The following is a 24,200-nucleotide window of genomic DNA, read 5'->3' on the forward strand; positions in this document are numbered from 1 at the left end:
TCGCTGAACGCACAAGTGCCGTCCCCCCGGGACAGGGGAACGGCACCAGCGCAAGTGAACCGTCAATTTTACCGGCCAGGTTCCTGGGAACCCAATCCCGGGACGTCATACACCAGCAGTCAGTCCCGTGCCGGTGGCCGCTTCTTCTGCGGATAGGGTGTCTCTCCCCGTGCCAGCATGTCCACGAACCCGGCGATCCTGCGTTCCCGGGTGGCCGCCTGTTTCGCCGAATTGGTCCTGAACACCAGGGCGAACAGGTTGGTTTTCGTCAGGACCTCGAAGGTGGCCTGCGCCGCCGGGTTGGCTGCAATGGCGGCCGCGAGGTCTTCCGGCACCTCGAGGTCGGCCTGCCCGCCGTAGGCCGCGTCCCAGCGGCCGTCAGCCTTGGCCGCCGCCACAGCGGCCCGTCCGGCCCCGGTCATCTTCCCGGCCTCCTCCAGCCGCGCAATGTGCCCCACGTTCCGCGCCGACCAGATGCTCCGGGGGCGCCGCGGCGTCATCCGCTGGAACACGCTTTCGCTGTCCCGGCGCCGGCCCTGGCCATCGATCCAGCCAAAACACAGGGCCTCGTCCAGGGCCGCCGCGTAGTCAAGGCCCGTCACCGTCCCGCCCTTCTTGTGCAGCACCAGCCACACCCCCGGGCTGGTGCCGTGGTTCTCTTCCAGCCAGGCGCGCCATGCGGCAGCATCGGGCAGCAGCAGTTCCTCAAGGTCATTGGCCATGGCCTAATTCTGCCTGTGGAATCCTGCACCACAAGGCCCGTGTGCCGGACAGCCACACGTGGCATCATGGCCCTACCGGCCCATCCGCTACCCCGAGGACAACGCCATGCTCCGAGTCCGCCCCGTCCATTTCACCTCGCGCACCGAGTCCTGGAAGCAGCTCCTCACCGCCCTGGGGATGGTGCAGACAGAGGACGACGGCGGGTGGCAGGTCTTTGATTCGGCGTCGGGCCGCGTGGCGCTCCACTCCGCGGAGGCGGGTTCGGGCCAGGACGGCCGGACGGTGCTGGCGGTGGAAGTGGGAGACGTGGCCGAATTCGCCAGGCGCACCAACCTCTCAGCCCAGGAGGAGTCCCCACAGGAAGGCGCGGCGGAAGGCGCCGGACCGGCCGAACTCGTCACCGCTGACCACGGTGACGCCTGCCGGATCAGCGCGCCGGACGGATTCAGCTTCCTCGCGGACAAGGCTGCCCACTTTGCCCAGTGCGCTGACGCCGATCCCGCACTGGCCGTAGCCGCGGTCTGGTACACCGCGGACCCCGAAGGTGCCGTCCGCACGCTGCTGCACATCGGCGTCCGCCCCCGGCCCGTGCCGGACAACGACGAAACCGCGGACTTCACGGCCAAGAATGGCGGGGTACTCCTGGTGCGGCCGGCAGCCGGAGCGTCCCGCTCGGGCCTTGGCTTTGAATACGACGGCGGCCTGGAGCCGCTGCGGGAGCGCCTCACCGCGGCCGGCTTCGCCGCCAGCCTGACGGAGGAGGCGTTTGGCAGTACCCTCCACGTGGCCAATCCCGACGCGGGCACCCCCAACGCGCCCGCCACGGTGTGGGTCTCGCAGCACCGCCCCATGGGGTAGAACTTAAGCATGAACGTGCGCACACCTGACCCGAATCCCGGCTGGCTCTCCGAAGAAGACCTCTTTGAGGCGCGCGGGCGGCTGCCCATGGTGTACGTGGAGGCAGTACCGGTCAGGCTGGACCCGCTGGGATACGTCAACGAGGTGGGCACGCTGCTGCAGGCGGATGCGGACGGGACCATGGTGCGCTCCCTGGTCTCCGGCCGTGTGATCTACCGCGAAACCATCCGCGCCGCCCTGCTCCGGCACATGGAAAAGGACCTGGGCCCCCTGGCGTTCCCGCAGCTGCCGCTGAGCCCCGTGCCGTTTACCGTGGCTGAATACTTCCCCGCACCGTCCCAGACCGGCTTCACGGACGAGCGGCAACACGCCGTGTCGCTGGCCTACGTGATCCCGGTGACGGGCGAGTGCGAGCCGCGCCAGGACGCCCTGGAACTGACCTGGATGACCCCGGAGGAAGTCCTCAGCCCCGGCGTCCAGATGGAGTTCTCCGGCGGCCGCGGCGGCCTGATCCGGCAGGCCCTGGCGTTTGCAGGCGTGGGCTTCTGACCACCCCGCCGGGACGTGGGGGTCCCCGGTTTTGAGTGCCTCCCTTTGTAGACTGTAGGGCGGACCGCAAGAGAACTTAAGGACTCCCATGACCGAATCACCAGCCGCCAGGCACCACCGTGAACAGCAGGCTGGATCTCTGACCACCGGCAGCCACATCCTCCTCCCCGACGGCCGGCGCACAGCCGAAATCGACCAGGTGGAGCTCGAGCACGACGACTTCGGCTCCCCTGCACTGGTCCTGGCCAGCCTCTCCGGCGGCGGCACCCTGCGGGTGGCCATCGGCACCATGGTCACCGTGGTGGACGGCGCGCACGACGACGTCACCCAGCTTCCGCTGCCGGCGGACCTTCCCGAGGCCGTACCGCCGGCGGAAACCCCGACGCCCCGGCACGGCGCGCAGGAGCAGCCCGGCGCCGGGACCGGTCCCCTCAACGTGGCGCCCGCCGTCGTCGTCCCGCCCCTTCCCCCGGCACCGCCTGCGGTGACCGGGCCCGGCGAGGAGGAACTGGCGCTCATCCCGGCCCCGGACGGCACCCCCGAATCCGTGGTGGAAGCAGCCGCGGAGGCCCACCCCGATGCCGAGGGCGTCCTGCTCCTGGCGGACCGGCTCTCGAAGGGGGTCAACTTCAAGTCCGGCAGCTGCCTGAAGGACCTCAGCGACCTGGCGCACGAACTGTTCATCACGCTCAAGGACGCGGACGGCGCACTGTCGGTGGCGGACCTGATCACCGTGCTCCCCTACGACGGAAACCCGGGCCGGTGGACCTCGGTGGAGGCAGCCCTCGCGCTGGCCAGCTATATCTGCCGGCAGGATGGCCAGGACGAACGCGCCGAGGTCTACGAGAAATTGATCCGCACTCCCGAAAACCAGGAGACGGACGCCTTCAAGGCACGGATGGCGGCCAAGGTGCGGCAGCGCTCGCTCAATGAGCCCAACCTGTACGACAAGGAAATCTTCCGCTCGATCGACAACTCCAACCACGACGCCGAGCGCGAATGGCGGCTGCTGCGGCTCGAATCCCTGCTGTTCCTGCGGGCCCACGGCGGATCGGAAACCATCGGCATGTCCGAACTTGAACGGCGCATCAGCAACGAGCTGGAGGCCGTACGCTCCTGACCCCGGGGCCGCGTTGCCGGCATCTTCCGGCAAGGGAAATTAGCCCTACCCCGGGCGTAGCCGGAGTTGTACATTCGGGGCTATGACGAACAATCTCAGCGTAGTGATCAACGCCGATGCCCCGCAGGTCTGGACCATGCTGCGGGAACCGTCCAGGGTGGCCCAGTGGCATGGCTGGCAGGCCGAGGACCTGGAGTCCGAGATCAAGGAGATCTACTTCTCCGATGTGCAGGAATCCGCGGACCACACCAGCCTGACCGTGCACGGCGGGGACACGTTCGAGCTCCACCCGGTCGCGGACGGTACCCGGGTCAGCGTCAACCGCGGCGCGGTGGACCACAACTCCGAATGGGCGGCCTGGGACGAGGACATCACGCAGGGCTGGCTGACCTTCCTGCAGCAGCTCCGGTTCGCCCTGGAACGCCACCCGCACGGCAAGCGGCACACCCTGTTCCTGCACCTGAGCGAAGGCAACGGCTCCGCGATCGACAAGCTGGGGCTCTCGGACCTCCCTGCACCGGGTGAGCCGTACCAGCTGACGCTCGGCACCGGCGAGGAGATCAGCGGCAAGGTCTGGTACCGGACCAGCCACCAGGTGGGGCTCACGGTGCACAGCTACGCGGAGCACGGCGAGGGGCTGCTGGTGGTGGCAGACCATCCCGCCATCAAGGACGTCCGCGAGGAGGGTGACGGCTCGTTCGTCATCGCCTCCACCTACGATCTTGGCGCCGGCGCCTTCGACGCCATCCGGCAATCCTGGGATTCCTGGCGCGCCTCGAACTATCCGGCCTCGGAACCGGCCAGCTGAGCGTACCGGCACACGGCTTCAGGGGCCCGCGTTTACGGGCCGCGGGCGGATTGCTGGCACACTGGTACGGTGCCAGCCAACCCCGCCTTTGCCCTGCCGGAAATCCGATCACAGTTCTCCTTCAAGGTCGGCACGCGCCTTGCGGAGTCCTGCCCGCCATCGGCTGCGCAGGAAGCTGGAAACGGCGGGGAATTCCTGGGCCGCACCGGGACCGTCACCACCCCGCACGGTGAGATCCAGACGCCGGCGTTCATCGCCGTCGGGACCAAAGCCACGGTGAAGGCCGTGCTGCCGGAATCCATGGCGGACCTGGGAGCGCAGGCGCTCCTGGCCAATGCCTACCACCTGTACCTGCAGCCGGGCCCGGACATCCTGGACGAGGCCGGCGGCCTGGGTGCCTTCATGAACTGGCCGGGCCCCACCTTCACTGATTCCGGCGGCTTCCAGGTAATGAGCCTCGGTTCGGGGTTCAAGAAAGTCATCGACATGAAGTCCGTGGATACTTCCGGGCCCGATGACGCCGTGGCCCCGGGCAAGGAGCGGCTGGCGCACATCGACGACGACGGTGTCTGGTTCAAGTCCCACCTGAACGGCGACCGGCACCGGTTCTCCCCCGAGATCTCCATGCAGGTCCAGCACCAGATCGGCGCGGACATCATGTTCGCGTTCGATGAGCTCACCACCCTGCAGAACTCCCGGCGGTACCAGGAGGAATCGCTGGAGCGCACCCGGCTGTGGGCGGAGCGGTGCATCTCGGAACACTTCCGCCTTACGGAGGACCGCGCGGGCAAGCCGTACCAGGCCCTGTTCGGCGTGATCCAGGGCGCCCAGTACGAGGACCTGCGCCGGAAGGCGTGCCGCGACCTTGGCGCCATGCCGTTCGACGGGTTTGGGATCGGCGGGGCGCTGGAGAAGGAAAACCTGGGCACGATCGTCCGCTGGTGCAACGAGGAACTGCCGGAGGACAAGCCGCGGCACCTGCTGGGCATTTCCGAACCGGATGACATCTTCACGGCCATCGAAAACGGCGCCGACACTTTCGACTGCGTCTCCCCCACCCGGGTGGCCCGGAACTCGGCCTTCTATACCCCGGAAGGCCGGTTCAACCTCTCCGGCGCCAAGTACAAGCGCGACTTTGGGCCGCTGCAGGAGGGCTGCGACTGCTACGCCTGCACCAACTACTCGCGGGCCTACATCCACCACCTGTTCAAGGCCAAGGAAATGGTGTCCGCCACCCTGATCTCCATCCACAATGAGCGGTTCGTGGTGAAGATGGTGGACGACGCCCGCCTGGCCATCGAGTCGGGAACGTTCTTCGACTTCAAGGCAGAGACCCTGGGCCGGTACTACTCCTGAGCATGCCTCCCGGGTGCCTCGGCTATCCTGACCAGATGCTCATCGAGATCCAGGCCCCTGCGGGCCGTGCCGAAGCCATCGTTGCCCGCCCGTCCACCGGAACCGGCCCGTTCCCGGGGGTCATCTTCTACATGGACGCGTTCGGCCTGCGCCCGCGCATCCAGGAGATGGCACAGCGCATTGCCGACTGGGGATACGTGGTGCTGGCGCCCAACGTTTTCTACCGCGAAGGAACAGTCGCCGAGCTCGCACCCGAGGGCGACATGTCCACCCAGGAGGGCCGGGAAGCCGCCGGCAAAGCTGCCTTCCCGCGGGTAGGCCGCCTGACCCCGGACAAGGCCCTGCCGGACATCGATGCCTGGGTTTCCGCGCTGGCAGCCCTCGACGGCGTGGCGCCGGGTCCCATCGGCACCACCGGCTACTGCATGGGCGCCCGGCTCGCTGTCCGGACCGCCACCTCGCACCCCGAAGTGGTGGCAGCGTGCGGCGGCTTCCACGGCGGCGGCCTGGCAACGGAGGATCCGGACAGCCCGCACCTGGGGCTTGGCAGCGCCCGTGCCCGGTTCGTCTTCGGGCACGCGGACCACGACCGGAGCATGGCCCCCGACGCCGTCGCGCGCCTGGGCGAAGCGCTCAACGCCGCGGGGCTGCAGGCATCCAACGAGATCTACCAGGGCGCGCCACACGGATACTCCATGGCGGACACCTCGGCGTTCCACCCGGAAGCCACGGAGCGGCACTTCGAGGAACTGCGCGCCCTGCTGGACGGGACGCTGAAGGCCTAAGCCGACCGCCCGCCGTCGAACCCGCCGGAAAGCTGCCGGGCCGCCGGAACGTTGCGGCGAACCGGACGGGTTCCGGCGAGTTGGGGACGCAGGACGTTGTCCACATGACGACGGCGGCGCTTTCAGTGAGTGCCGCAGCGGCGGGATCCTGTCGGGATGACACCGCAGCAACCAACCCCTCTCCCGGCTCTGCCAAACACCGGCAACCTGTGGCGGACCGGGCAACTGCACGTGGCCGGCCTCAATTCCCGGGCCATCAAGGCCTTGGTCCTCCACGGGAAGCTGGTCCGCCTCCGCCACGGTTGCTACATCCGCGCCGAGCTGTGGGAAAAGCAGTCACGTCCCGTCCGCAGCATGCAGCTGATTCACGCCCATGCACTCGGGACTCTGATTACTTCGGCCGGCGGCTACGTGTACAGCCACACCTCCGCGGCCCGGCTGCACGGGTTGTATCTCTGGGACGTGGATGACCTGGTCCACCTTTTGATGCCGGGAAACCCTTCCAGTGAGCGGCTCGGCAAGGATGTCCGCGGCCATACCCGGCCCTGGACTGCGTTGGAGGTGGTGACCCTCGGAGGCCTCAAGGTGACCTCGCTGGAGCGGACGGCAGTGGATTGTGCCATGATGCTGGGCTATCGGCAGTCGCTGGTGCTGATGGACCACGCCCTCCGGCTCGGCGCGGACAGGGCTCTGATGGAAAGCATGGCTGACGGCCTGCGGGGACGGCGCGGGATCCGGACCCTCCGGCTGGCGCTCGCGCACGCAGATCCGCGCTCGGAGTCCGCCGGAGAGACACTCACGCGCGAACTCCTCATGCGGCTGAGACTTCCCCTGCCGGAGCCCCAAGTCTCGGTGGCTACGCGTGCCGGCCGGTACCGGCTGGATTTCGCCTGGAAGGAAAAGAAGGTTGCCCTCGAATTCGACGGGAAAACAAAGTACTTCGACTACAAACCGACTGGTGAGGTGCTGTTCCAGGAACGACAGCGGGAGAATGCCCTCACCGAGAACGGCTGGACGTTTGTGCGCGTGAAGTGGGCCGACCTCTTCCGCGAACACGTGTTCAAAGCCCGCGTGCTTGCCGCACTCCGACCCTAGCCACGCCGGTGGAGCGCCCAAATCGCCGGAAAGGTGCCGGATCGCCGGTTCTTTCCGTCGATCCGGCACCTTTCCGGCGATCCCACGCGATTAGCAACCTGATGGCACGGAGGCCCCGTAACTGGGCTCGCGCCGCTTGACCCAGTTGATGGCCAGCGAAGTCACAGGGACGAAGAGGAACTCCACCAGGGTCTTGTAGACGAAACCCACCAGCACGTAGTTCACGAAGCTGCCGAGATCGGCGATGCCGATGACGGGCGCGGCGATGCTGCAGAAGATCAGCGTGTCCACAAACTCCCCGGCTCCCGAGGAACCCATGAGCCGTGCCCACAGGGACTTCTCGCCGGTGCGCGCCTTCATCCGGACCAGGATCCAGGAGTTGATGGTCTGCCCTGCCAGGAATGCCAGCAGGGAGGCCAGGACGATCTGTGGCACGGGGCCAAGTGCCCCTTCCAGGGCGGACTGTTTCGCGGCGCCGTACTCGTCGTCGAACCCGGGCAGCGCAATAACCACCCAGTAGCAGAGGGAAGCGAAGACGGACAGCGCAAATGTGGTGAGAATGGCTTTGCGGGCCACCTTGAAGCCGTAGACCTCACTGATCACGTCGCCAAGGATGTAGGCGAGCGGGAAGAGGAAGAAGCCGCCGTCGGTGACGATGGGGCCGAATGCCACCCCCTTGGACGCTCCGATGTTGGACAGGATCAGCACCACTGCCATGGCCGCCAGCATGATCCCGAAGTAGGGCGAACCGATGTCCGCGAATCTGGCGTTGGGACCTGCGGCAGTCGGTTGGACGGTTTGGGGCACGGTGCCGTGGCCGGGGGCAGGGGTCATCAAGGGATCCGTTCAAGAGTGGTTGGCCGGCCTGCCGTACTGGGCGGCCGGTTGTATTAGCACTCGTGCCATTCTCGCACCGCGCCAAGCAACGAAGCTCCCCAAGGAGAAAGGCCGACCGGCACGAACTATTTTTTGAACATGTTCAACTCTTGTGGCACACTGATTTTTGAACACGTTCAAAGAATGGAGTGCAGTGGCGGCGAAGAGCGAACAGACCAGGCAGCTGGTGGCGGACACCGCGCTGAGCATGTTCCGTGAGATCGGGTTCGAGAAGACCACCATGCGCGCCATCGCCGCCGAGGCAGGCGTCTCGGTCGGCAACGCCTACTACTACTTCGCATCCAAGGATGACCTGGTCCACGAGCTGTACATCCAGGTGCAGGCAGAGCACGCGGCGCGGGCATCGGAAGCGCTGGACGGGACAGCTTCCCTGGCTGACCGCCTCAAGGCAACACTGCATGCCGGCCTCGACGTCATGGCCCCGTACCACCGGTTCGGCGCGGACTTCGTGGCCACCGCGATCCGGCCAACATCACCGGTGAACCCCTTTTCAGCAGGGTCCACGCCGGCCCGGGAGGCATCCCTGGACATCTTCAGGCGCACCGTGGAGGGGGCCAGGCCCGCCGTGCCGAAGAAACTGCGGGCCGACCTGCCGGAGCTGCTGTGGCTTTGCTACATGGGCATCACCCTCTTTTGGGTCTATGACACCTCGGAGGGCCAGCGGCGGACCAGGAGGCTGGTGGACGGCGCGGCCCCCCTCATTGCCCGCGGCCTCGCACTGGCCCGCATCCCGGGAGCCAGCAAGGTTTTGGACGACGTCCTGGACCTGAGCCGCAGCATCCGCGATTAGGGCAGAAACATTGGGGGAAAAGATGGGCAGCACAAAGACCGTTGTGGTGGCAGGGGCTTCCGGCTTCATCGGCACGTACCTTCGCCGGCGTTTCCAGGAAGACGGGTGGACCGTGCGCACCATTGGACGCAAGGGAACGGGCGGCGCCGCGGCGGCATGGGATGACGACGCCGGCATGGTCCGGGTGCTCAACGGCGCCGGGCTGGTGGTGAACCTCGCCGGACGGTCCGTCTCCTGCCGCTACAACCGGCGGAACAAGGCGATCATCTTGGACTCCCGCGTGGCCACCACCCAGGCGCTGGGGCGGGCCATCGCGCAGTGCCCCGAGCCGCCGTCGACCTGGCTGAATGCCAGCACCGGCACCATCTACCGCGACGCCAGGGACCGCCCCCAGTCCGAAGTAGACGGCGAGCTTGGCTCCGGCTTCTCCGTGGACGTGGCCAAAGCGTGGGAGGCCGCCCTCGCAGCGGCCACGACGCCGGCCACCCGGAAGGTCCCGCTGCGGATCGCCATCGTGCTGGGCCGCGGCGGCGGCGCGCTGGCGCCGTTCGCCAACCTGGCACGGCTGGGGCTGGGCGGCCACATGGGCGACGGCGCACAGAAGTTCAGCTGGATCCACGTGGAGGACCTGTACCGCAGCATCCGCTTCCTGTACGCGCGGACTGATATCACCGGACCGGTCAACGTGGCATCGCCGGACGTGGTGAGCAACAGGGAAATGATGCGCCTGCTGCGGCGGGCCTACGGCGCCCGCTTCGGACTCCCCACCCCTGCGTGGCTCCTCCGGGCAGGTGCCGTGCTGATCCGCACGGAGACCGAGCTGGTGCTCAAAAGCCGGTGGGTCCAGCCGCGGAAACTGCTGGACGCGGGCTTCGTCTACAGCCAGCCGGAGCTGGGGCGGGCACTGCTGCAGATCGCCAAGGGCCGGTGATGAGCCGCCCGCTGCGCGTCACCTTCGGTCCCGGCGCGTTCCTTGCAGGCGCGTTCCTCACAGTCCTTGTCTTCGGGTTCCCCCTGGGTTTCCCCGGCTATCTCTACGGGACGCTCTCCGCCCTGCTTCTGGGCATGCCCCTGGCGCTGGCTACCGGAGTTTGCATGCGGCCGGTCCGCAACCAGGGCCTGCACATCCTGGCCGTCGGCGTGGCCGGCCTGGCCACCGGGATGCTGACGCTCATGTTCATCACGGGGAGCCACTGGACTGCTATGTGGGGCACGGTCCTGTGGACAGGATTCTGCGCGGCGCTGGGGCGGGCGGCCGTGTCCGGCCTCGTCACGATCCATGACGCAGCGGGGCACCAACCCGGAGCACCCGCACCGGCACCGCTGGAACCCTGACCACACGGCGTCCCGGAGCCCTGTCCGGTGACACATGGAAAGCGTCCGACGGCGGGTGGCAGGATGGGTGCATGACTTCCGCTACCCCTGAAGCAACGCTGCCCGCCGCAAGTCCCGCCGTCGTCCTCACCATCGCCGGCTCCGAAGCCACCGGAGGCGCCGGCGCGCAGGCCGACCTGAAGACCTTCCAGGAACTCGGCGTCTTCGGCATCGCCAACCTCACCTGCATCGTGTCCTTCGACCCGAAGGACAGCTGGAACCACCGCTTCGTGCCGGTGGACCAGCAGGTAATCGCGGACCAGCTGGAGGCGACGACGGCGGCCTACGGTCCGGCGTCGGGCGCACCTTCGGCATTGGACACGGTGAAGATCGGCATGCTGGGCAGCCCGGCCACCATCAACACCGTGGCCGGTGCCCTGCAGGAGAACAGCTTCGCCAACGTTGTCCTGGACCCGGTGCTGATCTGCAAGGGCCAGGAACCGGGGCACGCGCTGGACACGGACCAGGCCCTGAAGGCGCAGATCCTGCCGCTGGCCACGTTCGTCACCCCCAACCACTTCGAGGCGGAGTCCTTGTCCGGCCTGGACATCACGGACGTGGAGTCACTGAAAGCCGCTGCGGTCCGCATCCACGAGCTCAGCGGCGCAGCAGTCCTGGCCAAGGGTGGGGTCCGGCTGGAAGGCCCGGACGCCGTCGACGTCTTCTATGACGGCGAGACGCTCGAAGTCCTGAGTGCTCCCAAGGTGGGCGAGGTGGCAGTTTCCGGTGCGGGCTGCTCGCTGGCCGCCGCCGTAACGGCAGAACTGGCCAAGGGCGCCAGCCCGCTGGAGGCTGCCCGGACCGCCAAGGACTTCGTCACCGCCGGCATCCGCAACCGCGTTGCCTCCGGCGCCCCGTTCGATGCCCTGTGGCAGGGCGGCGCCCGCTGACCAAACGCCCCATCACTTTCGGGCCCCACACACCAAACGCCCCATCACTTTTCGCCGTAAAATCCGGAACGCGTCTGCACTTATGCAGACGCGTTCCGGATTTATGGGCAGGATTTGATGGCGGGTTTGGACCCCGGTCAGCGCCGGGGGATGTTGCGCAGGTTGCTGCGCGCCATGCTCACGGCCTCGCCGGCCCCGCGGTTCAGGACCACCTTGGACATGGCGGTGGCGAACCCGATCACCTGCGAACCGGAGATCTTCGGCGGGATGGACAGCGCCTTGGGGTCGGTGATGAGCTCCACCAGCGACGGGCCGGGGTGGGCGAACGCCTCCCGGTACGCCGATTCGATCTGCGCCGGATCCGTGACCCGGACGGCATGGAAGCCCAGCGCCTGCGCCACGGCCGCGTAGTTGGCGTCCGGCACGTCCACGCCGAAATCGGGCAGGCCGTCCACCAGCATCTCGAGTTTGACCATGCCCAGGGTGGAGTTGTTGAACACCACCACGTTGACCGGCAGCTTGTAGGCGGCGGCCGTGATGAGCTCACCCAGCAGCATGGACAGCCCGCCGTCGCCGGAAACGGAGATGACCTGCCGGCCGGGGTACGCCAACTGGGCGCCAATGGCGTGCGGCAAGGCGTTGGCCATGGAGCCGTGCAGGAAGGACCCGATCAGCCGGCGGGTGCCCAGCGGATTGATGTACCGCGCGGTCCAGACGTTGCACATGCCCGTGTCCGCGGTGAAGATGGCGTCCTCAGCGGCCACCTGGTCCAGCAGGGACGCCGCGTACTCCGGGTGGATGGGCTGCTTCTTCTCCACCTTCCGGGTGTAGGCGCCCACGGCCTTGTTCATCAGCCGGTCGTGCTTCTTGAGCATCTGGTCCAGGAACCTGCGGCTCTTCTTCGCTTTCACCAGCGGCAGCAGTGCGCGCAGGGTGGGAAGCACGTCGCCGTGGACGGCGATGTCGACGTCGGTCCGGCGTCCCAGCCGGTGGGCCACCCGGTCCACCTGCGCGGTGCGGGTGTCCGGCAGGAACTGGTCGTACGGGAAGTCGGTGCCCAGGAGGATCAGCAGGTCGGCGTCCTCGATGCCTTCCGCCGCGGCCCCGTAGCCCAGCAGCCCGGTCATGCCGATATCGAACGGGTTGTCGTACTGGACGAAGTCCTTGCCGCGCAGGGAGTGGCCCACCGGCGCCTTGGCCAGTTCGGCGAGCGCCATCAGCTCGCTGTGCGCCCCCTCCACGCCGGCGCCGGCGAAGATGGCCACCTTGCCGGCGTCGTTGATGGCGTCCGCGAGTGCCTCGACGCTGGCCGGGTCCGGGACCAGGCTGGCCGGCCGGAAGGTGGCCGGGAGTGGCGTGGGGCCTGCGGCTTCCAGCCCGGCGATGTCCCCCGGCAGGGTCACAACGGCAACTCCCCCAAGGCCCAGCGCATGCTGGATGGCGCTGTGCATGACGCGGGGAGCCTGCTCAGCGGTGCTGACCAGCTCCGAGTACACCGAGCACTCGTTGAACAGCCGGTCCGGGTGGGTTTCCTGGAAGAAGCTGCTGCCGATCTGCTTGCTGGGGATGTGCGAGGCGATGGCCAGCACGGGCGCGCCGGAGCGGTTGGCGTCGTAGAGTCCGTTGATCAGGTGCAGGTTTCCGGGGCCGCAGGACCCTGCGCACACGGCAAGCTTGCCGGTGAGCTGGGCTTCGGCTGCGGCGGCAAAGGCTGCGGCTTCCTCATGGCGGACGTGGATCCAGTCAATGCCGCCCTTCGCGGAGCCTCCGGTCTGGCGGACGGCGTCCACGATCGGGTTGAGGCTGTCGCCCACAATCCCGTAGATCCGCTGCACGCCGGCAGCCTGGAGTTGTTCGATGAGCTGGGTGGCGAGTTCCTTGGCCATGGGTGCAGACTCCCGCGATGGTGGTGGTGTGCTGACATGGCCCAATATAGTCCGCCCACCTGTCCGGCAGGCCTTTCAGCCGGCCTGGTCCAGGGCAGCTTCGGGTGCCGGCCGCACCCCGGCGGCGAGGGCTTCGGCGAGGAGGATCGCGGTCCGGACAATGAACGCACGACGACGGGTGGTCCGGTCCGGGCTGCTGCCCGCCAGGAGCGTGTCGATCTGGGGCAGGACGGGCCAGCCGTCGCAGAGGGTGATGACGGTGATCAGCAGGTCCGCTGCGTCAGTCCGGTCGATCCCGGGAAGGACGTCCAGGACCTGGCCCACCTTGATGGCGCAGTGGTCGGAGCGGGTGGCGCGGCTGACGGTGTCCCCGCCCCGCTCCAGGCCTTCCCAGAACAGGAGCCTGGGCAGGACGCCGTCGGTGGTGTGTCGGTCGAAGAGGCGGCCGGCGTATTCCCCGAACGCGTCCGGTCCGCTGCCGGTGATGGGAACCTCGGTCATCACCCGGACCATTTCGGCTGCCAGGACGGCGTCGAACAGCTCATCCTTCTTGCCGAAGTACTGGTAGATGCGCTCCTTGTTCACGCCGGCGGCAGCTGCAATGCGGTCCACCCGGGCGCCCGCGAGCCCCTTGGCGCTGAATTCCTCCGTGGCAGCGGCCAGCAGCAGCTCTTTGGTGCGCTCTGTGTTCCATGCCATGACATAAGTCTACGCAATTCCAACCAGGTAGTTGCAATTGCTCCGCGAACCCCGCTAGGGTCTACCAAAAGCAATTGCAACTACCTAGTTGGAGATTCTGATGGACACCATCCCCAGCCCCGCTTTTCCAGCCGTGACAGCACCCGAGGAGCAGGTCATTCCGCCGGCACCGCCGTCCATCCATGTCCGCGCGGCCATCACTTGGCTGGCAATTTTTCCGCTGGTGGCCATCGGCATGATGGCTGCCGCTCCCCTGATGGAAAGCTGGCACCCCATCTTCCGGGCGATGGCCCTGACCATGGTGGTGGTTCCCACTGCTGTCTACCTCGTGCTGCCCCGCCTCTTCGCCGTCCACGGCCGGCTGGCGCGGCGGCGCAGCACCCGCACCGGAAGCTAGCGTCCGGCACCCACCCGCTCGTCGCCGTCGGCCGCGTTGGCCACCCAGGCGTGGCCCTGTTCGTCATCGAGGTGCGTGGCCTTCTTGTTCTTCAGCGCGAAGATGTAGACCAGCAGCGAGATGGCGATGGCCACGGTGACGTAGGTGAAGAACAGCTCTTCCTGGCCGGCCTTCTGCAGTGCCGCACCGATCAGCGGCACGGTGCCGCCGAACAGCGAGTTGGCGATCGCGTAGCCCAGGCCCACGCCAAGCGCGCGGATGGAGGCGGGGAACAGTTCGGCCTTCACCAGGGCGTTGATGGAGGTGTAGCCGCCAACGATCAGCAGGCCGCCCATCATCAGCAGGAACGCGGTGAACGGGTCCTTGGTGCCGGCCAGGGTGGAGAGCAGCGGCCAGGTGAAGAGTACGCCGGTGATGCCGAACCAGAGCAGCAGCGGCTTGCGGCCCACCTTGTCCGAGATGATGCCGTACACGGGCTGGAGCAGCATGAAGATGAACAGCGCCCAGAAGTTGATCACGGAGGTGTCGGTCTTGGCGATGCCGGACGTATCGTTCATGAACTTCAGGATGAAGTTGGTGTAAGTGTAGAACGCCACGGTGCCGCCAAGGGTGATGCCGATGCAGACCAGCAGCGGCTTCCAGTAGCTCGTGAACAGCAGCTTCATGGTGCCCGGCTGGGCCTGTCCGGCCACCGCGGGAGTCTTGGCCGCCTCGATCTGCTCGGCGGAAACGGTCTCCTCCATGGAGCGGCGGAGCCACAGCACCACCAGGGCAGCCACGCCGCCGATCGCGAACGGGATGCGCCAGCCCCACTCGCTCAGGTCGCCCTTGGGCATGACGTTCTGCAGGACCACCAGGACCAGCAGGGCCAGCATCTGGCCGCCGATCAGGGTGACGTACTGGAAGCTGGAGAAGAAGCCGCGGCGCTTGCTGGTGGCCGCCTCGGACATGTAGGTGGCGCTGGTGCCGTACTCTCCGCCCACGGAGAAGCCCTGGATCACGCGGACCAGCACCAGCAGGATCATGGCCCACAGCCCGATGACGTCCTGGGTGGGCAGCACGGCGATGGCGAAGGAGCCGGCGGACATCATGGTCACGGAGAGCGTGAGGGCGGCCTTGCGGCCCCTGCGGTCCGCGTACCGGCCGAAGAACCAGGCGCCGATGGGACGCATCAGGAACGACGTCGAGAAGACGGCCATCGCTTCCAGGCCCGCCTGGAGCTCATCCTTGGAATTGAAGAAGTGGGCCTGGAAGTAGGCGGCGAAGACGGTGTAGACGTAGAGGTCGTACCACTCCACAAGGTTGCCGGCGGAACCTTTCAGGATGTTGCCCACGGCCCGCCGGGTCTGGGCGGCCTCCGATCGGGGCGCAGTTTTCTGGGTGCTCATCGGTGAGTTCCTCCTTGTGGTGACGTGCGTCCTCCAACGCCGGAGGGCCTCATCCACGGTATGGGTGATCCACCGCACAACCAACGCCGCGGGGCATTTCCTAACACTTCCTTAGGTATCTGCGGTGGCTCCGGCGGCGCCGCCTGGCGGCCGCGGCCGGGCAAGACCTTTCCGCAGGCGGTAGTCTCCAGTAGCGGGGATGATCCGGGCAACCGCACAACGGCAAGGAAGATGGCAATGGACGTGCTGATCGTCGAGGATGACGACGCCATGGCAGGTGCCCTGACCGCCGCCGTCGAAAGCGCCGGGCACCACGCCCGGCGGCTGGCGCGGGGCGCTGACGCGCTGCTCTCCCACCGGAACTTCCAGGTGATCCTCCTCGACCTGGGACTGCCGGACATGGACGGACTGGAGGTGCTGCGCAAGCTCCGCCAGGTCACCGACGTCCCCATCCTGATCCTCACCGCCAGGGACGACGAACGCAGCGTGGTGCTCGGACTCCGTTCCGGCGCGGACGACTACCTGGTCAAGCCGGTCAAGCTGGTGGAACTGCTGGCCCGGATCGAAGCGGTGACGCGGCGGGCGGCCCGGGCCGGCGGCGTCCAGCAGGAAGACGTCATTGTGCTGGGCGACCTCGCGATCGACCTGAACCGGCACACCGCTGCGAAAGCCGGGCTGCCGCTGGCCCTGACCGCCACCGAGTTCGAGCTCCTGGCGCTGCTGGCACGCCATGCCGGCTCGGTGGTTACCCGCGAACAGATCCTGGACGCACTGTGGGGCGACGCCTTCCTGGCCTCCTCCCGGTCCCTGGACGTCCACCTCACCGGGCTGCGGGCCAAGCTGCAGAAACCCGGCTTCATCATCAACGTCCGCGGAGTGGGCTACCGGGTGGAAGCGGCTTCCGGATGAGGCTGCGGGTGCTGGGCGTCCTCAGCGTGCTCTGCCTGGTGGTGGTGTTCCTGATCTCGGGCACCATCCTCACGTCCGCGTCCCGCGAGCTGACCCAGGAACTCCAGATCAACCGGGCGGCGTCGCTGAACCGGTTGGCCCAGGTGGCCTTCGACGCCGCGGGCGACGGGGACACGGCGCGGCTGCAGCGGGAGATGGACACGTATTCCGGGTTGTACGGCGAGGGGATCGTGGTGCGCGTTCAGGAGCAGACCCTGGCCTCCGGTGGTTTGGACGCGAGACGGCCCGACGTGCAGAACGCCTTGTCCCTGGCCCGGCTGAACGTCAGCAACACCACCCTTGAACCACTGGAACCCCTTGGCTCCGGTTCGCAGCTCATCTTCCGGCCGTTCGGCAGCGCCAGCCAGGTCCTCGGCGCCGTACTGCTGGACGTCCACGCCGACGCTGCGCGGCAGAAACTCCGCGAGCGCTGGCTGGGGGTGGGGATTGCCGCGCTTGCCCTGGCGGCCGTGCTGCTGGTGGGGGCTGCCCGGGTCACCGGCTGGGTCCTGCGTCCGGTCCTGCGCCTGGATTCGGCCCTGCACGAGCTGGAGCGGACTGGACGCACCGGGCGCCTCCCGGAGGACGGGCCCCCGGAGCTGCGGGAACTGAGCCGGTCCTTCACGGCGATGGCGCGGACTGTCAGTGCCAGCATGGCAGCCCAGCGCCAACTGATTGCGGACACCTCGCACCAGCTGCGCAACCCGGTGGGGGCCCTCCGGCTGCGGCTGGACCTGCTGCAGCTCGAGTTGAAGACGGCCCGCGAACACGATGCCGCCGAGCGGGCCATGGCGGAGCTGGAACGCGTGGAAGAGATCCTGGACGGGGTACTGAAGCTTGCCGCCGCAGAGCACCGCGCCTCCGAGGGGTATCTGCGGGCTGCCGGCAGCCTCGATGAGCTTCCCGCGCCGGACCCGGTGGACCCGTTCCCTGTGCTCCAGGGCGAGATCGAACGGGCAGCCCCGCTCGCCGAACAGGCCGGCTGCCGGCTGGTCCTCACTCCGCCGCCGCAGCCGCCTGCACTGGTTTCCTGCCACCCGGCGGAGCTGGCCCAGATGGCCGCCGAGCTGCTCAATAACGCCATCAAATATGCCCGGGGTGCCACCATCACGGCAGCGGTCCGGCCGGAACCGGGCATGGTGGCAGTGGAAATTTCCGACGACGGTCCAGGGCTCAGCGCCGTTGAGCGCGCCTCGGCAGCCACCAGGTTCTGGCGGTCCCCTCAGCACGCGTCGGTTCCGGGCACCGGGCTGGGCATGACCATTGTGGGCGAGCTCGCCGCGGCCAACGGCGCGCGCCTGGTGCTGGCCGACGCCGTCCCCCACGGGTTGTCCGCCCGCCTCGAGTTCCCCGTCAACCCTGCGGACCATGCGCTCCCGCGTTCCAGCCGGGGTAGCGCCCGTGCGTGATCCCGTCGCCCCGGGCGGTCCTTTGCCGCAACTGCCGCGGCGGTCCGTGCTCAGGTCAGCCATCGCCGTCGGACTCGCGGCCTGCCTGCCGCCTGCCCTCAGTGCGTGCACCGGCGCCGACCGCCCTGAGGACCTGGTGGTGGCGGGCGGGGAACCGGGCGGCTTCTACCTCGAGTTCTCAACGCTGCTGGCCGCGGCACTTGAACGCCACGGTGTCGCCGGCCACGCCCGGGCCGTGGCCACCGGCGGAAGCCTGGACAACATCGCCGAACTGCGGGCGGGGCGTGCCTCCTTTGCCGTGGCCCTGGCCGATGCCGCCGGGGACCAGGCCGGCGGGGATGCGGCAGAGATCGCTGCGATCGGCAAGGTGTATGAGAACTACGTCCACTGCGTGGTGCGGAAGGACAGCGGCATCCGGGACATTTCCGGGCTTGCCGGGCGGCGCGTGGCCGTGGGGCAACCCGGATCGGGGACTTCCCTTACCACTCCACGGTTGCTCGAAGCAGCGGGCCTGGGCACCTCAACGGATGCCGCGCCGCCCTCCGCCGGGACTGCCGGCGTCGAACATCTTGGCCTGAATGACGGCATCGCAGCGCTCAAGGCGGGGACCGTGGATGCACTGTTCTGGTCCGGCGGCGTGCCCACCGCGGCCATCGCTGCCGCGCAGCAGGACGTGGCGTTGGGACTGCTGGATTTGTCCGCCCTGCTGCCGGAGCTGCGCCGGAGGTACGGCGGAATGTACGACCGGGTCCTGATTCCAGAGGGCAGCTATCCCGGCATACCGGCGGTGTGGACGGTGGGCGCTCCCAACCTGCTGCTCTGCCGGCGGGACCTGGACAGCGCCACCGTGGAGCGCACAGTCCAGTTGCTGGTGCACAACGCCGGCGAACTCATCCCCCAGTCCACCCTGGGCGTGCAGTTCCTCAGCGCGGAGAGCCTCATCAACACCGCCGGGATCCCGCTGCATCCCGCCGCCGCTGAGGCCTACCGCAAGCTCCACGGCTGACCCAACGCCCCATCACTTTTGGCACTTAATCCAGCAACGCGCCATCACTTCTGGCGGCGTAAACCCAAACGCCTCATCACTTTCGTCAGGAAAGTGATGGGGCGTCCGGAGGAAACCGGCGGGATCTGATGGGGCGTCCGGAGGAAACCGGTGGGATCTGATGGGGCGTCCAGAGGAAACCGGCGGGATGTGATGGGGCGTTGGGAAGAAAGGGGCAGTAAGTGATGGGGCGTTCCTATGAGCCGGAGTGCGCCTGCAGGAAGCTGTACACCTCGGTCTCATCCACCCCCGGGAAAGCTCCGGGAGGCATCGCGGCCAGCAGGTGCGAGTGGGCACGCGCGGACGGCCAGGCGTTCCCGGCCCACTGGCTGGTCAGTTCGGCAGGCGGCCGCTTGCAGCAGTTGGGATCCGGGCAGTTGGACCTGGCCCGGGCGGTGGTCTCCCGCCCGCGAAACCATTTCACGTGCTGGTACGGCACGCCGATGCTGAGTGAGAACTCCCCGCTGGCGGACCGCTCGGTGCGGGCTGTGCACCAGTACGTGCCTGACGGCGTATCGGTGTACTGGCTGTAGGCACTGAACTTGTCCGGCACATCGAACACGGCACGGGAGGTCCAGGCCTTACACGACGGCTGGCCCTCGATGGCGCCGGTGTGGTCCTGGGGGAAGTTCACGCCGTCGTTCTCGTAGGCCTTGTAGATGATGCCGCTCTGGTGCGTCTTCTGGAAGTGCGTGGTGATGCCCAGGTGCTTCGTGGCCAGGTTGGTGAAGCGGTGCGCCGCGGTCTCATAGGACACGGCGAACGCGTCCCGGAGGTCCTCGACCGCGATTTCCTTGGCCGCTTTGGCTTTTTGCAGAAATTCGACGGTTGCCTGCTCGGGCAGGAGCAGGGCGGCGGCGAAATAGTTGGTGGCTACCCGCTGGGCGAGGAAGTCACCGTAGTTCTTGGGCGTTTCATGGCCCAGGACGTAGTGGCCCAGGGCCTGCAGCAGCACCGAGCGGGGGTCGTGGTCCTGCCGCTGGCTCTGCGTCAGGTAAATTTTGCGGTTCTTCAAATCCGTCACGGAGCGGGTGGAATGGGGCAAATCCCCCACGTGGTGCAGGGTGAACCCGAGGTGCTCGGCGATGTCCGCGATGACGTGCTGGCTCAGCGGGCCGGTGGTGTAACCCACCTCCTTGAGGACCTTCTGCGCCTCGGCCTCGTACTCCGGGAAGTAGTTGCCGCGTTCCCGCATCATGGCCCGCAGTTCGCCGTTGGCGCGGCGGGCTTCCTCCGGGGTGGCGACCTGCTCGTTCATCTTCCGTTCCAGCTCGTGCAGCAGCCCCACCTGGGCCTCCAGCACATCCAGCGGAAGCCGCGAACTGATGCGGATTTTGGGCAGGTCCAGCGACTCGTACAGCGGCCCGCGCTGGTAGCGCTCCAGCTCAATTTCGAGAGCGGCGCGGCGGCTGGGCGGTTCGGCCCCGAGCAGCTGGTCGATGCTGACGTTCAGCGCCGCTGCCAGGTGCTGGAGCAGCGTCAGTTTGGGCTCGCGCTTGCCGTTTTCGATCAGGCTCAGCTGGCTGGGAGCGGTGCCGACGGCGGCGCTCAGGTCATCGAGCGTGAGCCCGGCTTGTTTGCGGAGATGGCGGACGCGGCGGCCCAGCGCGATGACGTCAAGTTCCGCGGCGGCGGCTGACGGGGGCTGGGAAACGTCCCTGTTCCAGCTTGAAGGCGACATTTCTGAAGAATACGTGAAGAAGTGCATTTCTTTCCAGACTTTTTGTCTAGAAAGGGGGTTGAAAGTGCTGAAAAGTAGTTGTCACGGAAAGAAACACCGCACCGGATAAGCCGGTGGGAACCTCAACGACGCGGTTCCCACCTACCCCGTCCGGAGCTCAATCAAGGAGATCAACGATGACTGCAGCATTTGAGCCCACCCAGCAGACGCCCGAAGAGCAGGCCGCCGCCCTGGAGCTCGAGTGGGCCGCCAACCCCCGCTGGGAAGGTGTGACTCGTGACTACTCAGCCTCCGACGTCGTCCGCCTCCGCGGCCGCGTCACCGAAGAGCAGACCCTGGCCCGCCGCGGCTCCGAAAAGCTGTGGAAGCAGCTCACCGAGGAGCACAAGACCGGCGGCTACACCAACGCACTGGGCGCCCTCACCGGAAACCAGGCCGTCCAGCAGGTCAAGGCGGGCCTGCGCGCCATCTACCTCTCCGGCTGGCAGGTAGCTGCCGACGCCAACAACTCCGGCCACACCTACCCGGACCAGTCGCTATACCCGGCCAACTCCGTACCCACCGTGGTCCGCCGCATCAACAACGCCCTGCTCCGGGCGGACCAGATCGAGTTCTCCGAAGGCATCCAGACCGTCGAGGACTGGCTGGTCCCGATCGTTGCCGACGCCGAAGCCGGCTTCGGCGGCCCGCTGAACGCCTACGAACTCATGAAATCCATGATCCAGGCCGGTGCAGCAGGTGTTCACTGGGAGGACCAGCTCGCATCGGAAAAGAAGTGCGGCCACCTCGGCGGCAAGGTGCTGATCCCCACCCAGCAGCACGTCCGGACCCTGAACGCCGCACGGCTCGCGGCTGACGTCGCCGGCACCCCCACCGTCGTCATTGCCCGCACCGACGCCGAGGCCGCCACCCTGATCACCTCCGACGTCGACGAGCGCGACCAGGAATTCATCACCGGCGAGCGCACGGCGGAAGGCTTTTATAAGGTCCGCAACGGCATCGAACCCTGCATCGCCCGCGCCAAGGCCTACGCCCCGTATTCCGACCTCATCTGGATGGAGACCGGCACCCCGGACCTGGAGCTGGCCCGCAAGTTCGCCGAGTCCGTCAAGGCCGAGTTCCCGGACCAGATGCTCTCCTACAACTGCTCCCCGTCCTTCAACTGGCGCAAGCACCTGGACGACGCCACCATCGCCAAGTTCCAGCGCGAACTCGGCGCCATGGGCTTCACCTTCCAGTTCATCACCCTGGCCGGCTTCCACGCCCTGAACTACTCGATGTTCGACCTCGCCCACGGCTACGCCCGTGAAGGCATGAGCGCCTACGTCGAACTGCAGGAAAAGGAATTCGCCTCCGAGTCCCGCGGCTACACCGCAACCAAGCACCAGCGCGAAGTCGGCACCGGCTACTTCGACACCATCTCCACGGCGCTCAACCCGAACGCGTCCACCCTCGCATTGGTCGGATCGACCGAAGAGGGACAGTTCCACTAATCCCCAGCCGCCCAAGGTGAGCCGTTCGCTTCGCTCACCGAAGAGGCACGACGGCGGCACTCGCCCAAGCGTGACCGTCGCGGGCCGGGAGGGGAAATCCGGAAGCGTGCGTAAAGGGGCCCTGTCCCCGGCGTCGACCGAGCTTTGCGAGGTCTTACGCCGGGGATGGGGATAGCACGCGGAGGATTTCCCTTCCCGGCCCCACCCAGGCAAGTCCCGCCGTCGAACTTCCCTTCCGTCTTTAAGGAGACTGAGATGAACAGCTTCACCGATAGCTTCACCATCAACGGCATCACCATGACCGCGCAGCCCATCTGCCGGCAGGACGAGGTACTGACCCCGGATGCCCTCTCATTCATTGCGAAGCTGCACCGGGCTACTGCGGAGCGGCGGCAGGAGCTGCTGCAGGCGCGGCGCACCCGGCGGGCTGACATCGCTGCCGGAGCGGACCCGCGGTTCCTGCGGGAAACCGAGCACATCCGCAATGACTCCTCGTGGCGGGTCGCTCCCCCGGCACCGGGACTGGAAGACCGCCGCGTCGAAATCACGGGCCCGGTGGACAAGAAGATGACCATCAACGCCCTGAACTCCGGTGCCAAGGTGTGGCTGGCGGACATGGAAGACTCCTCCACCCCCACGTGGCGGAACGTCATCAAAGGCCAGCTGAACCTCACCGACGCCCTGGAGCGCCGGATCGACTTCACCACCGAAGAAGGCAAGGAATACAAGCTCCGCCCGGCCGGCGACCTGCCCACCATCGTGGTCCGCCCCCGCGGCTGGCACCTGCCGGAGAAGCACATGCTCATCGACGGCCAGCCCATCGCCGGCGGCATCGTGGACTTCGGCCTGTTCTTCTTCCACAACGCCCGCCGCCTGCTCGCCCAGGGCAAGGGCCCGTACTTCTACCTGCCCAAGATCGAGAACCACCTCGAAGCACGGCTGTGGAATGACATCTTCATCCTGGCCCAGGACCTGCTCGGCATCCCGCAGGGCACCATCCGCGCCACGGTGCTGATCGAGACCATCACCGCGGCGTTCGAAATGGAGGAGATCCTCTACGAACTGCGCGACCACGCGGCAGGGCTGAACGCCGGCCGCTGGGACTACATCTTCTCCCTGATCAAGAACTTCCGCACCCGCGGCCCCCGCTTCGTCCTGCCGGACCGCGGCCAGGTGACCATGACCCAGCCGTTCATGCGGGCCTACACCGAACAGCTGGTCCGTGCCTGCCACAAGCGCGGCGCCATGGCCATCGGCGGCATGGCGGCAGCCGTTCCCAACCGCAAGGATCCGGAAGCCAACGCCAACGCCCTCGAGAAGGTCCGCGCCGACAAGACCCGCGAGGCCAACGACGGCTTCGACGGCTCCTGGGTGGCGCACCCGGACCTGGTGCCGGTGTGCCGCGAGGTGTTCGACGGCGTCCTGGGCACCAGGCCGAACCAGCTGGACCGGCTCCGGGAGGACGTCACGCCGGATGACCGTGCCTTGATCGACGTGGCCGCCACCACCGGCACCATCACCGAGCAGGGCATCCGGAACAACATCGAAGTCGGCATCCGCTATATCGAATCCTGGCTCCGCGGCAACGGCGCCGTGGCCATCCACAACCTCATGGAGGACGCCGCCACCGCGGAGATCTCACGCTCCCAGCTGTGGCAGTGGATCTACGCCCGGGCCATCACCGACCAGGGCGAGATCATCAGCCACGAATGGGTCGAGGAGCTGCTGGACGAGGAATTCACCCGGCTGGAACGCTTCGACGGCGACCGGTTCGAAGACGCCCGGGACATCTTCGAGGAAGTCACGCTCAGCCGTGAGTTCCCTTCGTTCCTCACCCTCCCCGCCTACGCCCGCTACCTGACCGAGGCCCGCGAAAAGGCCACCGTCGAGGAGCTCGCCGCGGCGTAACAAACCTCCGTTTGCCGGGCCGGCACGCCCTTCGCAACAGGCCCCCCGAAATCCGGGGCGCCGGCCCGGCGGCGGAACAACCCCACACGTCCGCCCACTTT

At 67.4% G+C, this 24,200-nt stretch carries 23 protein-coding genes; 17 read left to right on the forward strand and 6 right to left on the reverse strand.

Annotated elements, in window-relative coordinates:
- Positions 1 to 119 precede the first annotated feature (119 nt).
- Positions 120 to 722: a YdeI/OmpD-associated family protein gene (locus AC1DIP_RS11340; protein ID WP_477733806.1), complete on the reverse strand. Its 603-nt coding sequence runs from the start codon at positions 720 to 722 to the stop codon at positions 120 to 122.
- A gap of 106 nt (positions 723 to 828) precedes the next feature.
- Here AC1DIP_RS11340 and AC1DIP_RS11345 point away from each other — a divergent pair, with 106 nt between their 5' ends.
- From AC1DIP_RS11345 to AC1DIP_RS11375, 7 genes are all read left to right on the forward strand, one after another.
- Positions 829 to 1,581 (forward strand): VOC family protein, encoded by a 753-nt coding sequence (locus tag AC1DIP_RS11345; RefSeq protein WP_477733877.1) that lies wholly within the window; start codon positions 829 to 831, stop codon positions 1,579 to 1,581.
- 9 nt (positions 1,582 to 1,590) lie between these two features.
- A complete protein-coding gene (locus AC1DIP_RS11350; RefSeq protein WP_141158190.1) occupies positions 1,591 to 2,130 on the forward strand; it encodes an NUDIX hydrolase family protein in 540 nt (179 codons plus the stop codon).
- An 88-nt stretch (positions 2,131 to 2,218) separates the two neighbouring features.
- Positions 2,219 to 3,250 carry a DUF6707 family protein gene (locus AC1DIP_RS11355; protein ID WP_476209124.1) on the forward strand — a complete coding sequence of 344 codons (1,032 nt, stop codon included), beginning with the start codon at positions 2,219 to 2,221 and terminating at the stop codon, positions 3,248 to 3,250.
- Between the two features lie 82 nt (positions 3,251 to 3,332).
- Positions 3,333 to 4,058 (forward strand): SRPBCC family protein, encoded by a 726-nt coding sequence (locus AC1DIP_RS11360; protein WP_476209123.1) that lies wholly within the window; start codon positions 3,333 to 3,335, stop codon positions 4,056 to 4,058.
- A gap of 69 nt (positions 4,059 to 4,127) precedes the next feature.
- Positions 4,128 to 5,414, forward strand: a complete 1,287-nt coding sequence (tgt, locus tag AC1DIP_RS11365; protein ID WP_477733807.1) for a tRNA guanosine(34) transglycosylase Tgt — start codon at positions 4,128 to 4,130, stop codon at positions 5,412 to 5,414.
- 35 nt (positions 5,415 to 5,449) lie between these two features.
- Positions 5,450 to 6,199 (forward strand): dienelactone hydrolase family protein, encoded by a 750-nt coding sequence (locus AC1DIP_RS11370; RefSeq protein WP_476209119.1) that lies wholly within the window; start codon positions 5,450 to 5,452, stop codon positions 6,197 to 6,199.
- Positions 6,200 to 6,355: 156 nt separating this feature from the next.
- Entirely contained in the window at positions 6,356 to 7,294 is a 939-nt protein-coding gene (locus AC1DIP_RS11375) for a type IV toxin-antitoxin system AbiEi family antitoxin domain-containing protein (RefSeq protein ID WP_477733808.1), read from the forward strand.
- Between the two features lie 90 nt (positions 7,295 to 7,384).
- Here AC1DIP_RS11375 and AC1DIP_RS11380 read toward each other — a convergent pair whose 3' ends face one another.
- The gene (locus AC1DIP_RS11380) at positions 7,385 to 8,128 is read right to left on the reverse strand and encodes a queuosine precursor transporter (RefSeq protein WP_476209116.1); all 744 of its coding nucleotides are present in this window, start codon (positions 8,126 to 8,128) and stop codon (positions 7,385 to 7,387) included.
- A 196-nt stretch (positions 8,129 to 8,324) separates the two neighbouring features.
- Here AC1DIP_RS11380 and AC1DIP_RS11385 point away from each other — a divergent pair, with 196 nt between their 5' ends.
- The 4 genes from AC1DIP_RS11385 to AC1DIP_RS11400 all read left to right on the forward strand — a co-directional run bounded on the left by AC1DIP_RS11385 (position 8,325) and on the right by AC1DIP_RS11400 (position 11,245).
- Complete coding sequence (locus AC1DIP_RS11385) at positions 8,325 to 8,981, forward strand: TetR family transcriptional regulator (protein ID WP_476211833.1); 657 nt, start codon at positions 8,325 to 8,327, stop codon at positions 8,979 to 8,981.
- Positions 8,982 to 9,003: 22 nt separating this feature from the next.
- Positions 9,004 to 9,912, forward strand: coding sequence for a TIGR01777 family oxidoreductase (locus AC1DIP_RS11390; RefSeq protein ID WP_476209115.1), 909 nt, complete (start codon positions 9,004 to 9,006; stop codon positions 9,910 to 9,912).
- On the forward strand, positions 9,912 to 10,316 hold the full coding sequence (locus AC1DIP_RS11395) for a hypothetical protein (RefSeq protein WP_477733809.1): 405 nt from the start codon (positions 9,912 to 9,914) through the stop codon (positions 10,314 to 10,316). Before AC1DIP_RS11390 ends, AC1DIP_RS11395 begins: the two co-directional genes overlap by 1 nt.
- 71 nt (positions 10,317 to 10,387) lie before the next feature.
- On the forward strand, positions 10,388 to 11,245 hold the full coding sequence (locus AC1DIP_RS11400) for a PfkB family carbohydrate kinase (RefSeq protein ID WP_476209113.1): 858 nt from the start codon (positions 10,388 to 10,390) through the stop codon (positions 11,243 to 11,245).
- A 137-nt stretch (positions 11,246 to 11,382) separates the two neighbouring features.
- On the opposite strand, the gene AC1DIP_RS11405 is transcribed toward AC1DIP_RS11400, so the two are convergent.
- Together AC1DIP_RS11405 and AC1DIP_RS11410 are read right to left on the reverse strand one after the other, a co-directional pair.
- Positions 11,383 to 13,131 carry a pyruvate dehydrogenase gene (locus AC1DIP_RS11405; protein ID WP_477733810.1) on the reverse strand — a complete coding sequence of 583 codons (1,749 nt, stop codon included), beginning with the start codon at positions 13,129 to 13,131 and terminating at the stop codon, positions 11,383 to 11,385.
- A 75-nt stretch (positions 13,132 to 13,206) separates the two neighbouring features.
- Positions 13,207 to 13,830 carry a TetR family transcriptional regulator gene (locus tag AC1DIP_RS11410; RefSeq protein ID WP_476209111.1) on the reverse strand — a complete coding sequence of 208 codons (624 nt, stop codon included), beginning with the start codon at positions 13,828 to 13,830 and terminating at the stop codon, positions 13,207 to 13,209.
- Between the two features lie 100 nt (positions 13,831 to 13,930).
- Between AC1DIP_RS11410 and AC1DIP_RS11415 the strand changes: the two genes are divergently transcribed.
- Entirely contained in the window at positions 13,931 to 14,227 is a 297-nt protein-coding gene (locus tag AC1DIP_RS11415) for a hypothetical protein (protein ID WP_476209109.1), read from the forward strand.
- Here AC1DIP_RS11415 and AC1DIP_RS11420 read toward each other — a convergent pair.
- Positions 14,224 to 15,672 carry an MFS transporter gene (locus AC1DIP_RS11420; protein WP_476209107.1) on the reverse strand — a complete coding sequence of 483 codons (1,449 nt, stop codon included), beginning with the start codon at positions 15,670 to 15,672 and terminating at the stop codon, positions 14,224 to 14,226. The two genes, AC1DIP_RS11415 and AC1DIP_RS11420, sit on opposite strands and share 4 nt — an antisense overlap.
- Positions 15,673 to 15,852: 180 nt before the next feature.
- On the opposite strand from AC1DIP_RS11420, the gene AC1DIP_RS11425 reads away from it, so the two are divergent.
- From AC1DIP_RS11425 to AC1DIP_RS11435, 3 genes are read left to right on the forward strand one after another with little or no spacing between them, the layout of a single operon-like run.
- Entirely contained in the window at positions 15,853 to 16,524 is a 672-nt protein-coding gene (locus AC1DIP_RS11425) for a response regulator (RefSeq protein ID WP_476209105.1), read from the forward strand.
- Positions 16,521 to 17,972 (forward strand): ATP-binding protein, encoded by a 1,452-nt coding sequence (locus AC1DIP_RS11430; protein ID WP_476209103.1) that lies wholly within the window; start codon positions 16,521 to 16,523, stop codon positions 17,970 to 17,972. Before AC1DIP_RS11425 ends, AC1DIP_RS11430 begins: the two co-directional genes overlap by 4 nt.
- Positions 17,932 to 18,978, forward strand: a complete 1,047-nt coding sequence (locus AC1DIP_RS11435; RefSeq protein WP_476209101.1) for a TAXI family TRAP transporter solute-binding subunit — start codon at positions 17,932 to 17,934, stop codon at positions 18,976 to 18,978. The genes AC1DIP_RS11430 and AC1DIP_RS11435 overlap by 41 nt, the downstream gene beginning before the upstream one ends.
- A 235-nt stretch (positions 18,979 to 19,213) precedes the next feature.
- Here the strand turns inward: AC1DIP_RS11435 and AC1DIP_RS11440 are convergent, their stop codons facing one another.
- On the reverse strand, positions 19,214 to 20,725 hold the full coding sequence (locus AC1DIP_RS11440; protein WP_477733811.1) for a helix-turn-helix domain-containing protein: 1,512 nt from the start codon (positions 20,723 to 20,725) through the stop codon (positions 19,214 to 19,216).
- Positions 20,726 to 20,874: 149 nt separating this feature from the next.
- Here AC1DIP_RS11440 and aceA point away from each other — a divergent pair, with 149 nt between their 5' ends.
- Positions 20,875 to 22,191 (forward strand): isocitrate lyase, encoded by a 1,317-nt coding sequence (gene aceA, locus AC1DIP_RS11445; protein WP_141158209.1) that lies wholly within the window; start codon positions 20,875 to 20,877, stop codon positions 22,189 to 22,191.
- A gap of 255 nt (positions 22,192 to 22,446) precedes the next feature.
- On the forward strand, positions 22,447 to 24,099 hold the full coding sequence (aceB, locus tag AC1DIP_RS11450; protein ID WP_477733812.1) for a malate synthase A: 1,653 nt from the start codon (positions 22,447 to 22,449) through the stop codon (positions 24,097 to 24,099).
- Positions 24,100 to 24,200 lie beyond the last annotated feature (101 nt).

The organism is Pseudarthrobacter sp. 05T312, assembly GCF_056396685.1.

What these genes read in the sequence shown, in the direction of transcription:
- AC1DIP_RS11340 (WP_477733806.1), bottom strand. Translation starts at nt 722, where the DNA reads ATGGCCAATGACCTTGAGGAACTGCTGCTGCCCGATGCTGCCGCATGG.
- AC1DIP_RS11345 (WP_477733877.1), top strand. Translation starts at nt 829, where the DNA reads ATGCTCCGAGTCCGCCCCGTCCATTTCACCTCGCGCACCGAGTCCTGG.
- AC1DIP_RS11350 (WP_141158190.1), top strand. Translation starts at nt 1,591, where the DNA reads ATGAACGTGCGCACACCTGACCCGAATCCCGGCTGGCTCTCCGAAGAA.
- AC1DIP_RS11355 (WP_476209124.1), top strand. Translation starts at nt 2,219, where the DNA reads ATGACCGAATCACCAGCCGCCAGGCACCACCGTGAACAGCAGGCTGGA.
- AC1DIP_RS11360 (WP_476209123.1), top strand. Translation starts at nt 3,333, where the DNA reads ATGACGAACAATCTCAGCGTAGTGATCAACGCCGATGCCCCGCAGGTC.
- AC1DIP_RS11370 (WP_476209119.1), top strand. Translation starts at nt 5,450, where the DNA reads ATGCTCATCGAGATCCAGGCCCCTGCGGGCCGTGCCGAAGCCATCGTT.
- AC1DIP_RS11375 (WP_477733808.1), top strand. Translation starts at nt 6,356, where the DNA reads ATGACACCGCAGCAACCAACCCCTCTCCCGGCTCTGCCAAACACCGGC.
- AC1DIP_RS11380 (WP_476209116.1), bottom strand. Translation starts at nt 8,128, where the DNA reads ATGACCCCTGCCCCCGGCCACGGCACCGTGCCCCAAACCGTCCAACCG.
- AC1DIP_RS11390 (WP_476209115.1), top strand. Translation starts at nt 9,004, where the DNA reads ATGGGCAGCACAAAGACCGTTGTGGTGGCAGGGGCTTCCGGCTTCATC.
- AC1DIP_RS11395 (WP_477733809.1), top strand. Translation starts at nt 9,912, where the DNA reads ATGAGCCGCCCGCTGCGCGTCACCTTCGGTCCCGGCGCGTTCCTTGCA.
- AC1DIP_RS11400 (WP_476209113.1), top strand. Translation starts at nt 10,388, where the DNA reads ATGACTTCCGCTACCCCTGAAGCAACGCTGCCCGCCGCAAGTCCCGCC.
- AC1DIP_RS11405 (WP_477733810.1), bottom strand. Translation starts at nt 13,131, where the DNA reads ATGGCCAAGGAACTCGCCACCCAGCTCATCGAACAACTCCAGGCTGCC.
- AC1DIP_RS11410 (WP_476209111.1), bottom strand. Translation starts at nt 13,830, where the DNA reads ATGGCATGGAACACAGAGCGCACCAAAGAGCTGCTGCTGGCCGCTGCC.
- AC1DIP_RS11415 (WP_476209109.1), top strand. Translation starts at nt 13,931, where the DNA reads ATGGACACCATCCCCAGCCCCGCTTTTCCAGCCGTGACAGCACCCGAG.
- AC1DIP_RS11425 (WP_476209105.1), top strand. Translation starts at nt 15,853, where the DNA reads ATGGACGTGCTGATCGTCGAGGATGACGACGCCATGGCAGGTGCCCTG.
- AC1DIP_RS11430 (WP_476209103.1), top strand. Translation starts at nt 16,521, where the DNA reads ATGAGGCTGCGGGTGCTGGGCGTCCTCAGCGTGCTCTGCCTGGTGGTG.
- AC1DIP_RS11435 (WP_476209101.1), top strand. Translation starts at nt 17,932, where the DNA reads ATGCGCTCCCGCGTTCCAGCCGGGGTAGCGCCCGTGCGTGATCCCGTC.
- AC1DIP_RS11440 (WP_477733811.1), bottom strand. Translation starts at nt 20,725, where the DNA reads ATGCACTTCTTCACGTATTCTTCAGAAATGTCGCCTTCAAGCTGGAAC.
- aceA (WP_141158209.1), top strand. Translation starts at nt 20,875, where the DNA reads ATGACTGCAGCATTTGAGCCCACCCAGCAGACGCCCGAAGAGCAGGCC.
- aceB (WP_477733812.1), top strand. Translation starts at nt 22,447, where the DNA reads ATGAACAGCTTCACCGATAGCTTCACCATCAACGGCATCACCATGACC.